This window comes from Luteibacter sp., assembly GCF_036499525.1.
In the GTDB taxonomy this organism is placed as follows: Bacteria; Pseudomonadota; Gammaproteobacteria; order Xanthomonadales; family Rhodanobacteraceae; genus Luteibacter.
Genome location: NZ_DASYDO010000073.1, coordinates 15326 through 29265, shown reverse-complemented (window position 1 = coordinate 29265; position 13940 = coordinate 15326). Strand labels below are relative to the sequence as shown.

Sequence of the window (13940 nt, the reverse complement as noted above, 5' to 3'; positions counted from 1 at the left end):
ACGCACACCGAGGCTTCGACTACATGATTCTTCGCCCCGCGATCGCCCTCCTGCTGGCCTTGTCGGCCGCGGGCGTCCAGGCACAGGCCGCCGCTCCACAGCAGCAGCCCGCAACGACCGCGCCGGCGACGAAGTCCGCCCCGCAGCCCAAGGACGCCTCCGAAGCCGCCACGTCGCCGCAGCCGCAGCGGAAGGAATCCAGCCTGCCGTTGAAGCCCACCCAGGCAGAGACGCAGGCGTCGCAGCTATCCGCGCGCTTCCTCACCCGCTTTCACTACCAGGCCCAGCCGCTCGACGACGCCATGTCGGCCAAGATCTACAAGGCCTACATGGATTCGCTCGACAGCGAGAAGGTCTTCTTCACCCAGGAAGACCTGGCCAAGTTCGAGCCGCTGAAGACGCAGTTGGACGACGCCATCTGGAACCAGGACCTTTCCGGTCCGTTCTCGGTGTTCAACCTGTACATCACGCGCGCCGTCGACCGCATGAACTACGCGCGCAGCCTGCTGAAGAAGGGCTTCGACTTCAGCGGCAACGACAGCTTCAACTTCGACCGCAAGAAGGCCGCCGCGCCGAAGAACCAGGCCGAACTCGACGACGTGTGGCGCAAGCGCACGATGAACGACTGGCTGCGCCTGAAGCTGGCCGGCAAAAGCGACGACGACATTCGCAAGACGCTCGACAAGCGCTACGCCACGTACATCACGCGCGTGCGCCAGCTTGACGACGAGGACGCCACGCAGGCCTTCATGACCGCGTACGCGAACTCCACCGATCCGCATACCGACTACCTCGGCCCCCGCGCCGCGGATGCCTTCGACATCGCGATGCGGCTGTCGCTGGAGGGCATCGGCGCGGTGCTGCAAGCGCGCGACGACTACACCACCATCCGCGAACTCGTTCCCGGCGGCCCGGCGAACAAGTCCGGCAAGATGAAGCCGGGCGACCGCATCGTGGCCATCGGCCAGGGCGAAACCGGCTCCATGGTCGACGTGGTCGGCTGGCGCCAGGACGACGTGGTGAAGCTCATCCGCGGCAAGAAGGACACCACCGTCCGCCTCGAGATCCTCCCGGCCGACGCCGGCGTGGACGGCAAGCATGAAATCGTGACCCTCGTCCGCAAGAAGGTCACGATGGAGGAGCAGGCCGCCAAGTCGAAGGTCATCGACGTGAAGGACGGCGACGTCACGCGCAAGATCGGCGTGATCGAATTACCCACCTTCTACCAGGACTTTGGCGCGCGCCGTAACGGCGACGCCAACTTCAAGAGCGCCACCCGCGACGTCTCCAAGCTGCTCACCGAGCTGAAGGCGCAGAAGGTGGAGGGCGTGATCATGGACCTGCGCAACAACGGCGGCGGTTCGCTCAACGAAGCCACCGAACTCACCGGCCTGTTCATTGACACCGGCCCGGTGGTGCAGGTGCGCGACGCACGCGGCCAGGTCGACGCCCAGGGCGACGACGCGCCGGGCATGGCGTGGGATGGCCCGATGGCCGTGCTGGTCAACCGCGGTTCGGCCTCCGCGTCGGAGATTTTCGCGGCGGCCATCCAGGATTACGGCCGCGGCCTTATCATCGGCGAGCCCACCTTCGGCAAGGGCACCGTGCAGAACCTGGTGGACCTCGACCGCTTTGGCAAAGCCACCACCGGCGAGGACGCGAAGTACGGCGAACTCAAGATGACCATCGCCGAGTTCATCCGCATCAACGGCGACAGCACGCAGATGCGCGGCGTCACGCCCGACGTGCAGTTCCCGCAGAACGGCGACGCGAAGGAATTCGGCGAGTCCACCTACGATAACGCGCTGCCGTGGCGGCATATCGATCCGGCCGATTACAAGCCGGTCGCCGACCTGAAGCCGATCATCGGGCCGCTCAACGAGAAGCACCAGGCACGCGTGGCGACTTCGCCGGCGTGGAAGCTGATGCTCGACGAGTTGGCGCAATACCAGAAGCTGCGCGACAAGACCGACATCTCGCTCAACTTCGCCGCCCGCCAGACGGAGCGCAAGCAGTTCGATGCCATGCAGACCGACTTCCGCAACCGCCGCAAGGCGATCTTCGGCGGCGACGGCAGCCCGGCCGAACTGGGCGACACGGGCAACTCGGCCGACGACGGCCTGAATCCAAACGAGCGCAGCATCAAGTCCGAGATCAAGCAGGAAGCCGACGCCAAGAAGGCGAAGGACACGCCGCTGGACGAGGCGGCCCACATCGTTGGCGACGAAGTGGCGATGATCAAGACGGACACCAAGCTGGCGGCACAGGTACTGCCCTACGGCGGCCGCAAGATCGACGCGCCGCAAACGGCACAGGTGCCGGCAAAACCGGCAACCGACAGCACCCCGTAACGAAAAGGCGCCGCAAGGCGCCTTTTTCGTGGGACCTGTAGGAGCGCGCCTTGCGCGCGACAGGTTTTCGCTAAGAGAAACAGGCCCTGCTGCTCACGGCCTCAAAATCTGTCGCGCGCAAGGCGCGCTCCTACAGGTGGCGACCGATCACATATTCACGGCATACCTGCTAGCCTCGATGCGGATTTTTCCGCACAAGGGCAGGGACCATGATCGATCTCCTCGACCGCCTCGGCATCGACCACGCCATGCGTGTGTTGATCACCACGTACGCCATCCGGATCGGCCTCGCCGTCCTCCTGCTGGTGATCGGCTTCTGGATCGCCGCGCGTCTCGCCAACTTCGGCCGTCGCGCCCTCGTGCGCGCCCGCGTCGACGTCACCCTCGCGCTGTTCCTGCGCAACCTCATCTACGGTGTGATGCTGGCGCTGCTCTTCATCCAGGTGCTCGGCACGATGGGCGTGCCCACGGCGTCGTTCATCGCCGCGATCGGTGCCGCTGGCCTGGCCATCGGCCTGGCGCTCAACAGTTCGCTGTCCAACCTTGCCTGGGGCGTGCTGCTGATCCTGTTCCGCCCCTTCCGCGTGGGCGACTTCGTCACCGTGGGCGGCGTCGACGGCACGGTGGAAAGCGTGAACCTCATGCATACCTACCTCATCACGCCCGACAACCGGCAGGCCGTCGTGCCGAACGCCAAGGTGGGCGGCGACGCCATCATCAACTACAACGTGCGCGGCACACGGCGCTTCGAGCTCAAGGTAGGCATCGGCTACGGCGATGACATCGGCAAGGCGATGCAGTTGGTGCAGGATCTTTTCGCCGCCGAACCGCGGATCCTCAAGGACCCGGCGCCGGGTGTGTGGACGGAGGGCCTGGGCGATTCCAGCGTGAACCTCGTCATCCGCGGCTGGGCTACCACGACCGACATGTGGGAAGCACAGACCGCACTGCTCCGCCGCATCAAGGAGCGTTTCGACGAAGAGGGCATCACCCTCCCGTATCCGCAGAGCGAGATCCGGCTGGTGGGCCCGGCATCCGCCGACACACCCGTAGGAGCGCGCCCTGCGCGCGACCGCTCCTAAGCCCATCCCCCGGAGCTGGCGCGCAAACCCAAAGACCGGGGCGACAATCTGTCGTACCCGACGCGGGCATAAACGCGCAGGGCGCGCTCCTACAAGACGTGGAGCGGCCCAGAACCCCGGTGCAAACCAGAAATTCCGCCCCAACGTCCGTTTTAATCGTGGAAAACGAGTCCGGCCGCACTCCCGAGGGATTACAATCGACCGGTTGCGCCGCAGCATGGGCGCCCCCATTCCCCCGCCAGCGGGTTCGTCCGCCCGCAAGCGCCTGTTTCTAGGAGGTTCCATGGCCGACGTCAAAGAAGCCCGCATTCCCGATATCGGTGGCAAACCGGTGCCGATCATCGAAATCATGGTCAAGGTCGGCGATCGCGTCGAGAAGGACCAGAGCCTCGTGACGCTCGAATCCGACAAGGCCACGATGGAAGTGCCGGCGCCCTTTGCCGGCGTCATCAAGGAACTGAAGGTCAAGGTCGGCGACGAAGTCGACGAAGGCGCGTTGATCGCGCTGGTGGAAGCCGAGGGCGACGCTTCAGCCGCCGCGGCTCCGAAGAGCGAAGCGCCCAAGCCCGTGGCCCCGCAGGCTCCGGCTTCCGCGCAGGCTCCGGCTTCCGCGCTGGCTCCGGCGCCTGCCGCCGCGAAGGCCCCGTCAGCCTCGAAGTCGTCCGGTCCGGTCGAAGTGAAGGTTCCCGACATCGGCGGCAAGCCGGTGCCGATCATCGAGATCATGGTCAAGGCCGGCGATCGCGTCGAGAAAGACCAGAGCCTCATGACGCTCGAGTCCGACAAGGCCACCATGGATATCCCCGCGCCGTCCGCGGGCACGATCAAGGAACTGAAGGTCAAGGTCGGCGACGAGGTCAACGACGGCCACGTCATCGCCATCCTCGAAGGCGAGGGCGGTGAAGCCGCTTCCGCCGGCGCCCAGCCGGCACCGTCCACTGACAAGCCCGGCGTGGCCGATGCCCCGGCGCCCGCACCGCAGCGCGAAGCCGCCCCGGCGCCCGCTGCTGCCGACGCCCCGGTAGGCGGCGCACCGCGCACGCCGCCGGTGTCGTTCGACGCCAGCGCGGTCATGCCGGACAACGCACCGTACGCCAGCCCGGCCGTGCGCGCCTTCGCGCGCGAGCTCGGCGTGGACGTGGCCCAGGTGAAGGGCAGCGGTCGTGGTGGCCGCATCCAGCGGGACGACGTCACCCACTACGTGAAGCAGGTGATGACCTCCGGCGCCGCGCCGTCCGCGGGCGGTACTGTCGCCGCTGGTGGCGGTCTCAACCTGCTGCCGTGGCCGAAGGTGGACTTCAGCAAGTTCGGTGAAGTGGAAGAAAAGCCGCTGACCCGCATCCAGAAGATTTCCGGCGCCAACCTCGCCCGCAACTGGGCGATGATCCCGCACGTCACGCAGTACGAAGACGCGGACATCACCGAGCTGGAAGCCTTCCGCAAGAAGCTCGGCGAGGAGAACAAGGATCTCAAGATCACCCCGCTGGTGTTCCAGATCAAGGCGGTGGTCGCGGCACTGAAGAAGTTTCCCACCTTCAACGCCTCGCTCGACGCGTCGGGCGAGAAGCTCACGCTCAAGAAATACTTCCACATCGGCATCGCCGTGGACACGCCGGACGGCCTGGTCGTCCCGGTCATCCGCGACGCCGACAAGAAGGGCCTGCTCGAGCTCGCCGCCGAACTGGGCGAGATCTCGAAGAAGGCGCGCGACAAGAAGCTCACCGCCAACGACATGTCGGGCGGCTGCTTCTCGATTTCCTCGCTCGGCGGCATTGGTGGCACCGCGTTCACGCCGATCATCAATGCACCGGAAGTGGCGATCCTCGGCGTGTCGAAGGCGCAGATGAAGCCTGTCTGGAACGGCAAGGAATTCGCGCCGCGCCTGATGCTGCCGCTGTCGCTGTCGTACGACCACCGCGTGATCGACGGCGCGCTGGCCGCGCGCTTCGCCGTCTATCTCGGCAACCAGCTCGGCGACATCCGTCGCCTGCTGCTCTGACCGGAGGCCCACGCGCATGGCTAACACGATCGAACTGAAGGTCCCCGATCTCGGCGGCTCGCACGATGTACCCGTCATCGAGATCCTGGTGAAGGTCGGCGACACCGTCGCCAAGGACCAGAGCCTCATCACGCTGGAATCCGACAAGGCCACGATGGATGTGCCCGCCTCGCAGGCAGGCAAGATCGTCGAGCTCAAGCTCAAGGTCGGCGACGAGGTCAACGACGGCAGCGTCATCGCCCTCATCGATGCCGAGGGTGGCGTGGAAGCGCCGGTCGCCGAGAAGGTCGTGGGCCAGTCGGTGACGAAGGACGCCCCGCCACCGGCACCGCCGTCACCCGCCCCGGCGCCGCCGAAGCACGCGCCCGCCACGCCCGCCGCGCCCGCTCGGACGGCTGCCGGCGAAACCGGCCGCAAGGCCGACATCGAATGCGAACTGGTGGTCATTGGCTCCGGTCCCGGCGGTTACACCGCCGCCTTCCGCGGTGCCGACATCGGCCTCGATACCGTGCTGGTCGAACGTTTCGAAACGCTCGGCGGTGTGTGCCTCAACGTAGGCTGCATTCCGTCGAAGGCGCTGCTGCACGCGGCCGCCGTGATCGACGAAGCGGCCCACATGGAATCGCACGGCATCACCTTCGGCAAGCCCACCATCGACCTCGACAAGCTGCGCTCGTTCAAGGACAAGGTGGTCGGCAAACTCACCGGCGGCCTCGCCCAGATGGCGAAGGCGCGCAAGGTGCGCACCGTCACGGGCGTCGGCAGCTTCGTCTCACCGAACGAGTTGGAAGTCCAGACGGCCGAGGGCACGAAGCTCATCCGCTTCCGCAACGCCATCATCGCCGCGGGTTCCGAGGCGGTGAAGCTGCCGGCGTTCCCCTGGGACGACGACCGCATCATCACCTCCACCGGTGCGCTTGAACTGCCCGACATTCCGAAGAAGCTGCTCGTCATCGGCTGCGGCATCATCGGCCTCGAGATGGCCACGGTATATGCCGGCCTGGGCTCCGAGGTCACGATGGTCGAACTCGCCGACCAGCTCATCCCGGGTGTCGACGCCGATCTGATCAAGCCGCTGCAGGCGCGCATCGCCAAGCGCTACAAGGGCATCCACCTCAAGACGAAGGTGGTGGAAGCCAAGGCCACGAAGAAGGGCATCGAAGTCACCTTCGAAGGCGAAAGCATTCCGGAGACCAGGCTGTTCGACCGCGTGCTCGTTTCCGTCGGGCGCATTCCGAACGGCGGCAAGGTCGGTGCCGACAAGGCGGGCGTGGAAGTCACCGATCGCGGCTTCATCCCCGTCGATCGCCAGATGCGTACCAACGTGAAGCACATCTTCGCCATCGGCGACCTCGTGGGCCAGCCGATGCTGGCGCACAAGGCCACGCACGAGGCCAAGGTGGCGGCCGAAGCCGCGGCAGGCGAGAAGAGCTTCTTCGACGCCCGCGTGATCCCGTCGGTAGCCTATACCGATCCGGAAATCGCCTGGGTCGGCGTGACCGAGCGCGAGGCGAAGGAAAAGGGCCTGAAGATCGGCGTGGGCAAGTTCCCCTGGGCGGCCTCCGGCCGCGCCATCGGCATCGACCGCACCGAAGGCTTCACCAAGCTTCTGTTCGATGAGGAAACCCACCGCATCGTCGGCGCCGGCATCGTCGGCCCGCATGCGGGCGACCTCATCTCCGAGCTCGCGCTGGCCATCGAAATGGGCGCCGAAGCCGGCGACATCGGCCGCACCGTCCACCCGCACCCCACGCTCGGCGAATCCGTCGGCATGGCCGCCGAGGTGTACGAAGGCACGATCACGGATCTGTACATTCCGAAGAAAAAATGAGCACCCGCGCAAGGCGCGCTCCTCCCGTAGGAGCGCGCCCTGCGCGCGACATGTTTTGAGGCCGAGCCTCGGAGCTGGCGTGTGAACTTTTCGGACGGAAGCGAAAAGATGTCGTACCCGACGCGGGCATAAACGCGCAAGGCGCGCTCCTACAGCCAAACCGCGTTCCAGTAGGGGTAGCTCCCCACCCGGTCGACGACCCCTGCTCGCACGGGATTCGCCACGACATACCGCGCCATCGCTAGCAGGTCTTCGTCGCGCCTGAGGGCTCGATCATGAAATGCCCGCTGCCAAAGCGGAGACACTCGCCCATCGTCGCGAAACGCTTTGGTCACAAGCGATTTCATTTTTCCGACGACTTTGGAAAGGTCGCCATCTTCGAGGCGAATCAGCCCGTGCCAATGATCGGGCATCAACACCCAGGCAAGGCAGGTCGCATGTCGCCAGGTCTTGGGTGAATCAATGACGCGAGAAGCCAGCCGGGCCGCACGATAATCGCGAAACAGCGGTGCGCGATTCCAGGCAACGGTCGTCACGAGATAGATCCGCCCCGGTTCGGAAACCCGACCGATGCGAAGGGCCGACTGGCCAGGAAGAATGGTCATCCGGGCAGGGTGCCAACGCCGGACAAGATTTCGCAGCAGGCCCGTTCCCCGCGACCTGTAGGAGCGCGCCCTGCGCGCGACCTCTTCGCCCCAGTCCAAAAAGATTCCCGCGCCAGCTCCAAGGCTCGGCCTGAAAAGATGTCGCGCGCAGGGCGCGCTCCTACGATGGTGGGGCGAGGCGCGGCGGGATGGCACTGTCATGACCAAGGCCATCTCGCCCTTGGGCCCGGGTTATGGCATGGTCGGCGGATGCCCGCACCTCAGCCAGCCCACTACCTCCGTCGCCTTGGCATCTGGGATGCCGCGATGATTGTCATTGGCGGTGTCATCGGCGCGGGTATTTTCCGCACGCCGTCCACCGTCGCGCAGCTCACCAGTTCCGGCACTGAAGTCATCGTGCTGTGGACGCTGGGTGGCATGCTCACCCTCGCCGGGGTGCTCTGTTACGCCGAACTCGGTGCCAGACGACCCCAGGCCGGCGGTACCTACGTGTACCTGCGCGAGGCCTTCGGCCAGTTGCCTGCCTTCCTGTTCGGCTGGACCATGGCGCTGATCAACTACCCGGGCAGTGTCGCCGCGGTAGCCACGACATTCGCCGACTACGCCTGCCGTGCCGTCGGCCTGCCGCACGAATGGGTGAAGCCCCTGGCGGTCGGAGCGATCGCCTTTATCGTCGCGGTGAACCTGTTCGGTATTCGCGCCGGTGCCTGGGTGCAGAACACCTTCACCGTGCTGAAGCTCGGTGCCGTCGCCCTGCTCATCGTGGTCGGGTTGTTCCTGGCGCGGGGCCACCTCGGCCTCGCCTTTGCCGCCGATCCGACCCATGACGTTCCGGTGAGCACCATCGTCGGGGCGCTCCTTCCCGCGCTGTTCGCGTACGGCGGGTTCCATTATCTCAACGACCTCGCCGGGGAAGTCCGCGAACCCCAGCGCACGTTACCCCGCGCGCTCGGTATCGGCATGATCAGCGTGGTCGTCTGCTACGTACTGGTGAACATCGCTTACATGGCTGGTCTGGGCCATGCTGGTCTGGCGGCCAGCACGGCGCCCGCCGCCGACCTGATGCGCCGTGTCTTCGGCGAGTCCGGCGCCACGATCATCGCCGTGGGTATCGCCTGTTCCACCTTCGGTTATTGCAGCATCGCCATTGCCGGCGGTGCGCGCGTGTTGCAGGTGATGAGCGCGGACGGGATGTTCTTCAAGCCGATCGCGCGCATCGAGCCTCGCACCGGTGCGCCGCAGTTCGCCCTGGTTGCGCTGGGTGCCTGGGCGATCGTGCTGATTCTGTCGGGCAGCTTCAATGCGCTGCTCAATTACACGACCGTGGGCGAGTGGCTGTCGCATGCGTTCGGCATCGCGACGATCTTCTGGTATCGCAAGAAATTGAAGTCGGAGCCGTCGCCGTACCTGGTCCCCGGATATCCGTGGCTGCCGTTGGTGTTTACGACGACGGTGCTTTGCGTGATCGCGGCGACGGCTATTGCCGCGCCGGGGGATGCGGGGATGAGCCTGTTGATCATTGCGATCGGCGTGCCGGTGTACTACCTCTGGCGCCGCCGTCTGGCAACGGCACCGTAGGAGCGCGCCCTGCGCGTTTATGCCCGCGTCGGGTACGACAGCTTTTCGCGCCAGCCCAAAGATTCACGCGCCAGCTCCCAGGTTCGGCCTCAAAACATGTCGCGCGCAGGGCGCGCTCGTACAAGGTGGCGATAGGCGGGCAAGGTGGCGATAGGCGGGGATCGTTGCAGCGGAGGCAGGGCGTGTTCACGTCCGTCGTGGCAGATTTTAGCGATGCGTTTGATTGCTGCCCTTCTTATCGTCAGTGTCGTGGCGGTTGCCAATGCGGCGACCGTGGATCCTGTTCATCCGGGGGATGGCCTGCGTATCGCCGCTAGCGATGCTTCGTTCGATCCCACCGTACGCAAGGCCGCGGACGGCGAGGAGCTGGTGGCGGTGACGTTCAAGCCGGCGGCGCGGCCTTCGCTTTTGCTGGCGCCGAAGCAGGGCGCCTGGGCCTGGCCGGCCAGTGGCACCATGCGGCTGCGGGTGCAGAACGGGATGCCTTGGGCGGTGACGCTTCTCGTCGACGTGGCGTCCGGCGGGAAGCACCTCACGGCGACGATAGGGCTGCCGCCGGGGCCGCCGATGACTTTGTCGCTGCCATTGCGCGCCACTTCTCCCCGGGCGTTCGGCATGCAGGTGGGTCCGCCGATGCCGTTTCGCGATGGCGGGGCCGAGCGCCTCGTTGCCGCCACGGTGGACGGCGCCATCGATGCGGATAAAGTCAGCTCGGTAACACTGTCAATGCCGCAACCCGGCGCACCGCAGACGATCCTGATCGGCAAGCTCGACGATGTGCCGGACGACGATCTGCATCGTGCCTACACGGGCATCGTCGACCGTTACGGTCAGTACACCCGCGCCACGTGGCCGGAGAAGATCGCCGACGACGCGGCGCTCAAAGAAAAAACCAACACCACACCCGCCAAATCCGAACCCGAAAACCTGGACCGCTACGGCGGCCGCACCGATCTCCCGGCGATGCAGGCCACCGGCTGGTTCCGCACGCAGAAGCAGAACGGGCGCTGGTGGCTGGTAACCCCGGAAGGGCACGCGTTCTTCTCGCTGGGCGTGAACGCCGTGAACCTCACCGACGGGCGCACCTACGTGCAGGGTCGCGAATACATGTTCGCGGACCCGGTAGCCGCGAACGGCAAATTCGGTGGCACCGCCGACAGCCGCAGCGACCGGGGCTCGCAGCGCGACAACGCCATGAACCACGGCCGCTGGTGGAACGTCTACGCGAACAACGTGGCGCGCACACTCGGCGACGACTACGCGACGGCATGGCGCGACCGCGCGATTGACCGCCTCAAATCATGGCATTTCAACACACTAGGCAACTGGAGCAACCCCGCCTTCTTTGTGGGAGCTGCTCCAGCGGTGATGAGTGCTCGCGGCGAGCTTGCCCACTGCCGCGGGATCGCCGGCATAGCCGGTTCCCACAGCGTCAGGCGAAGCCAGGGAGTCACGCCTTGTGCCGCCGAACACCGTATCGCTTATACCGCCCCGATCCTGATCACCGGCAACTTCAACTCGGTAAGCACCGGCTTCGACTACTGGGGCCGCATGCCCGACCCCTTCGACCCGCGTTTCGTCGAAGCCACGAAAGCCGCGGTGGCGAAAGCGACGAAAGGCGTAAAAGACGACCCCTGGCTGCTCGGCTACTTCGCCGACAACGAACTCGCATGGGCGGGCAGGGGACCGCAAGGCCGGTGGGCGCTGGCAACGGGAACCATGCAGCAGGGTCCCGGAAGCCCGGCGAAACAAGCCTTTCTTACCTACCTGAAGAAAACCCACGGCGACGCCGCCACCTTCGCCAAAGCGTGGGGCGTAGAAGCGATCACCTGGGACCAGATAGCAGCACAAGGTTTCAAAGCTCCCGACCCCAATGAAGCCCATCCCGCCATCGCCACGGACTACATCGCCTTCCTCAGGCAATATGCCGGCCAGTACTTCCACACGGTGGCCGACACGCTGCATAAAGCCGATCCCCACCACCTCTTCCTTGGCGGCCGTCTAGCCGTCCGAACGCCGGAAGTCGAAGAAGCCAGCGCCAGGTATGCCGACATCACCAGCATCAACACGTATACCGACCTGCCCGAACACGGCTTCGACATCGCCGCTTTCAGGAAGCTCGACAAACCCGTGCTGGTCACGGAGTTCCACTTCGGCTCGGCGGACAGGGGGCCTTTCGGCAGTGGCGTCGCCGCGGTAGCCAGTGAGGAGGAGCGCGGCAAGGCCTACGCGAAATTCGTCGACGCCGCGGCGGCGTCGGGCGTTATCGTCGGCACGCACTGGTTCCAGTATGTGGACCAGCCGGTGACGGGGCGGATCCTCGACGGCGAAAACGCGCACATCGGGCTTGTGGGTATCACCGACATCCCGTTCGAAACGTTTACCCGGGCGGTGACCGACACCAACGCCCGCACAGGTGGTGGATCAGGCAGCGGGCATTAAGCCGCGGTGACCACCACGGGTGATGTCACAGCCCAATACGAATGAATCTCATTATGGGGATGCGCTGGCCCAAGTCCAACGGATGCTATGCATGGCGCCGATAGGGTGGCCCTATCGCCGGATGACGGTCCCGACCACCATCGCCACGACCATCACCAGCGCCACGGCCATGCAGGCGCTGGTCGGCTTCACCCGGCGGGCGTCCACGCGCGGCACCATCCACCAGACCAGCCACGCGCCCAGCAGCATGTCGACCACCAGCGAGGCGCGCATCCAGGGCAGGACGAAGATCGATTCGCCCGGCGCCCGCCCATGCTGGACGGCGATGACAAGGCCGCCGGCAAGCACCGCGACCAGGGTCCAGATCAGGCTGGCCAGGTAAGCGCGGTTGAACACCACCGGCGTCTTCTCCAGCCAGCGCAAGGCCAGCCATACGATCAGTGCGGGAACGACGGCGACGGCGCTGGAATAGATCACCCACCAGATGGCGGCGGAAAACAGGGTCAGGAGCGACTGGGTCACGGGGTGTCCGTCAGTACGACGCGCCGAAGCGGCCGAGGGCTTTGCTCATCAGCCACGCGGGGCCGATCAGCAGGTATTGGATGTCGGTGAAGAAGGAGGGGCGGCGGCCTTCGATCTTGTGGCCGATGAACTGGCCGATCCACGCCACCACGAACACGCCGATCGCCAGCCGCAGCAGGCCGGTAGAGCCGATGTTGCCGTAGATCAGGTCGGTGACGAGGGCCAGCGCGACGAAGGCGCCGGCCATCGCCAGGCCGATCGCCCGCGACAGGCGGTAGTAGTAGAAGCAGAAGGCCAGGAACATCGCCAGCACGGCCCACAGGCCCTGCTTGCCCAGCCACTGCGGCACGGGAATCAACCAGACGAAGGCGATCACGGTCCAGGTGATCGCCGGCACGCAGATCCAGTGGATCAACTGGTTGGTCGGGTTCTGGTGATCGCGGCTGTAGTTGCCGAACCAGGTGGCTGCGTCGCGCATGGCTGTCCCCTCCGTGCTGCCTTGACACCTAAGCTTAGTCCAGGCGGATGCCTGCCAGCTTGTCGAGCGCCTCGGCGTACTTCGCCGCGGTGCCGGCGATGACCTGCTCCGGCACCTTCGGTGCGGGAGGCGCCTTGTTCCAGCCGATGTCCTGGAGGTAATCGCGCACGAACTGCTTGTCGTAGCTGGGCGGGCTGATACCCACGGCGTATTCGTCCGCCGGCCAGAAGCGCGAGGAATCCGGGGTGAGCATCTCGTCCATGATGTGCAGCACGCCGTGTTCGTCGGTGCCGAACTCGAACTTCGTGTCGGCGACGATGATGCCGCGCCCGGCGGCGTAGGCCGCGGCGAAGGCGTAGATCTTCAGCGTGGCCTCGCGCACGGCGTTGGCCAGGTCTTCGCCCACCGCGGCGACGACGGTATCGAAGCTCACGTTTTCGTCGTGGTCGCCCACGGCGGCCTTGGTCGATGGGGTGAAGATGGGCTCGGGCAGCTTATCGGCCTGGCGCAGGCCGGGCGGCAGCGTGATGCCGCAGAGCGCGCCGGTGGCCTGGTAATCCTTCCAGCCGGAACCAATGAGGTAACCGCGGGCGATGGCTTCCACCGGCACCGGCTTCAGGTGCTTGGTGATCACGGCGCGCTTCGCGTACAGCGCGGCATCCACGCCGGGCGGCAGCACGGAGGCCACGTCCTCGCCGGTGAGATGGTTGGGCATGATGTGCGCCGTCTTGCCGAACCAGAAGTTGGAGATCTGCGTCAGCATTTCGCCCTTGCCCGGGATCGGATCGGGCAGCACCACGTCGAACGCCGAGAGCCGGTCGGTCGCCACCATCAGCAGGCGATTGCCGGGCAGGGCATAGACGTCGCGAACCTTGCCGCGATGGACGAGCTCCAGGCCGGGCAGGTCGGATTGCGAGAGGATGGTGGGCACGGCTGTGGCTCCGGTGAGGACGGGCAAGCTTCCCATTGTACAAGCGGCGTCCACGCCCGTCCGCGTCCACCCCCGTAGGAGCGCGCCCTGCGCGCGACAGCTTTTAAAGCCGTGAGCAGCA

10 protein-coding genes are annotated in these 13940 nt (G+C 65.8%); 6 read left to right on the top strand and 4 right to left on the bottom strand.

The genetic code is table 11. The features are described 5' to 3' along the window. The first annotated feature begins 23 nt into the window (after positions 1-23). The 4 genes from VGM71_RS15655 to lpdA all read left to right on the top strand — a co-directional run bounded on the left by VGM71_RS15655 (position 24) and on the right by lpdA (position 7263). Entirely contained in the window at positions 24-2351 is a 2328-nt protein-coding gene (locus tag VGM71_RS15655) for a carboxy terminal-processing peptidase (RefSeq protein ID WP_331546828.1), read from the top strand. A gap of 209 nt (positions 2352-2560) precedes the next feature. After that, positions 2561-3433, top strand: coding sequence for a mechanosensitive ion channel family protein (locus tag VGM71_RS15650; RefSeq protein ID WP_331546825.1), 873 nt, complete (start codon positions 2561-2563; stop codon positions 3431-3433). Between the two features lie 283 nt (positions 3434-3716). Continuing rightward, positions 3717-5432, top strand: a complete 1716-nt coding sequence (gene aceF / locus VGM71_RS15645) for a dihydrolipoyllysine-residue acetyltransferase (protein WP_331546823.1) — start codon at positions 3717-3719, stop codon at positions 5430-5432. A 16-nt stretch (positions 5433-5448) separates the two neighbouring features. Further along, on the top strand, positions 5449-7263 hold the full coding sequence (gene lpdA, locus VGM71_RS15640; protein ID WP_331546821.1) for a dihydrolipoyl dehydrogenase: 1815 nt from the start codon (positions 5449-5451) through the stop codon (positions 7261-7263). Between the two features lie 149 nt (positions 7264-7412). On the opposite strand, the gene VGM71_RS15635 is transcribed toward lpdA, so the two are convergent. Beyond that, positions 7413-7868 carry an REP-associated tyrosine transposase gene (locus tag VGM71_RS15635; RefSeq protein WP_331546819.1) on the bottom strand — a complete coding sequence of 152 codons (456 nt, stop codon included), beginning with the start codon at positions 7866-7868 and terminating at the stop codon, positions 7413-7415. Between the two features lie 249 nt (positions 7869-8117). Here VGM71_RS15635 and VGM71_RS15630 point away from each other — a divergent pair, with 249 nt between their 5' ends. Further along, the gene (locus VGM71_RS15630) at positions 8118-9446 is read left to right on the top strand and encodes an APC family permease (RefSeq protein ID WP_331546817.1); all 1329 of its coding nucleotides are present in this window, start codon (positions 8118-8120) and stop codon (positions 9444-9446) included. Positions 9447-9659: 213 nt separating this feature from the next. Continuing rightward, positions 9660-11888 carry a beta-agarase gene (locus tag VGM71_RS15625; RefSeq protein WP_331546815.1) on the top strand — a complete coding sequence of 743 codons (2229 nt, stop codon included), beginning with the start codon at positions 9660-9662 and terminating at the stop codon, positions 11886-11888. Positions 11889-11999: 111 nt separating this feature from the next. Here the strand turns inward: VGM71_RS15625 and VGM71_RS15620 are convergent, their stop codons facing one another. Genes VGM71_RS15620 through VGM71_RS15610 form a run of 3 tightly spaced genes read right to left on the bottom strand, consistent with a single transcriptional unit; the run spans position 12000 to position 13819 of the window. Next, the gene (locus tag VGM71_RS15620) at positions 12000-12410 is read right to left on the bottom strand and encodes a hypothetical protein (protein WP_331546813.1); all 411 of its coding nucleotides are present in this window, start codon (positions 12408-12410) and stop codon (positions 12000-12002) included. Positions 12411-12420: 10 nt separating this feature from the next. Continuing rightward, positions 12421-12888 carry a DUF962 domain-containing protein gene (locus VGM71_RS15615; protein ID WP_331546810.1) on the bottom strand — a complete coding sequence of 156 codons (468 nt, stop codon included), beginning with the start codon at positions 12886-12888 and terminating at the stop codon, positions 12421-12423. Between the two features lie 34 nt (positions 12889-12922). After that, on the bottom strand, positions 12923-13819 hold the full coding sequence (locus VGM71_RS15610) for a phosphoribosylaminoimidazolesuccinocarboxamide synthase (protein WP_331546856.1): 897 nt from the start codon (positions 13817-13819) through the stop codon (positions 12923-12925). Positions 13820-13940 lie beyond the last annotated feature (121 nt).

What these genes read in the sequence shown, in the direction of transcription:
- VGM71_RS15635 (WP_331546819.1), bottom strand. Translation starts at nt 7,868, where the DNA reads ATGACCATTCTTCCTGGCCAGTCGGCCCTTCGCATCGGTCGGGTTTCC.
- VGM71_RS15625 (WP_331546815.1), top strand. Translation starts at nt 9,660, where the DNA reads ATGCGTTTGATTGCTGCCCTTCTTATCGTCAGTGTCGTGGCGGTTGCC.
- VGM71_RS15655 (WP_331546828.1), top strand. Translation starts at nt 24, where the DNA reads ATGATTCTTCGCCCCGCGATCGCCCTCCTGCTGGCCTTGTCGGCCGCG.
- VGM71_RS15650 (WP_331546825.1), top strand. Translation starts at nt 2,561, where the DNA reads ATGATCGATCTCCTCGACCGCCTCGGCATCGACCACGCCATGCGTGTG.
- aceF (WP_331546823.1), top strand. Translation starts at nt 3,717, where the DNA reads ATGGCCGACGTCAAAGAAGCCCGCATTCCCGATATCGGTGGCAAACCG.
- lpdA (WP_331546821.1), top strand. Translation starts at nt 5,449, where the DNA reads ATGGCTAACACGATCGAACTGAAGGTCCCCGATCTCGGCGGCTCGCAC.
- VGM71_RS15630 (WP_331546817.1), top strand. Translation starts at nt 8,118, where the DNA reads ATGCCCGCACCTCAGCCAGCCCACTACCTCCGTCGCCTTGGCATCTGG.
- VGM71_RS15615 (WP_331546810.1), bottom strand. Translation starts at nt 12,888, where the DNA reads ATGCGCGACGCAGCCACCTGGTTCGGCAACTACAGCCGCGATCACCAG.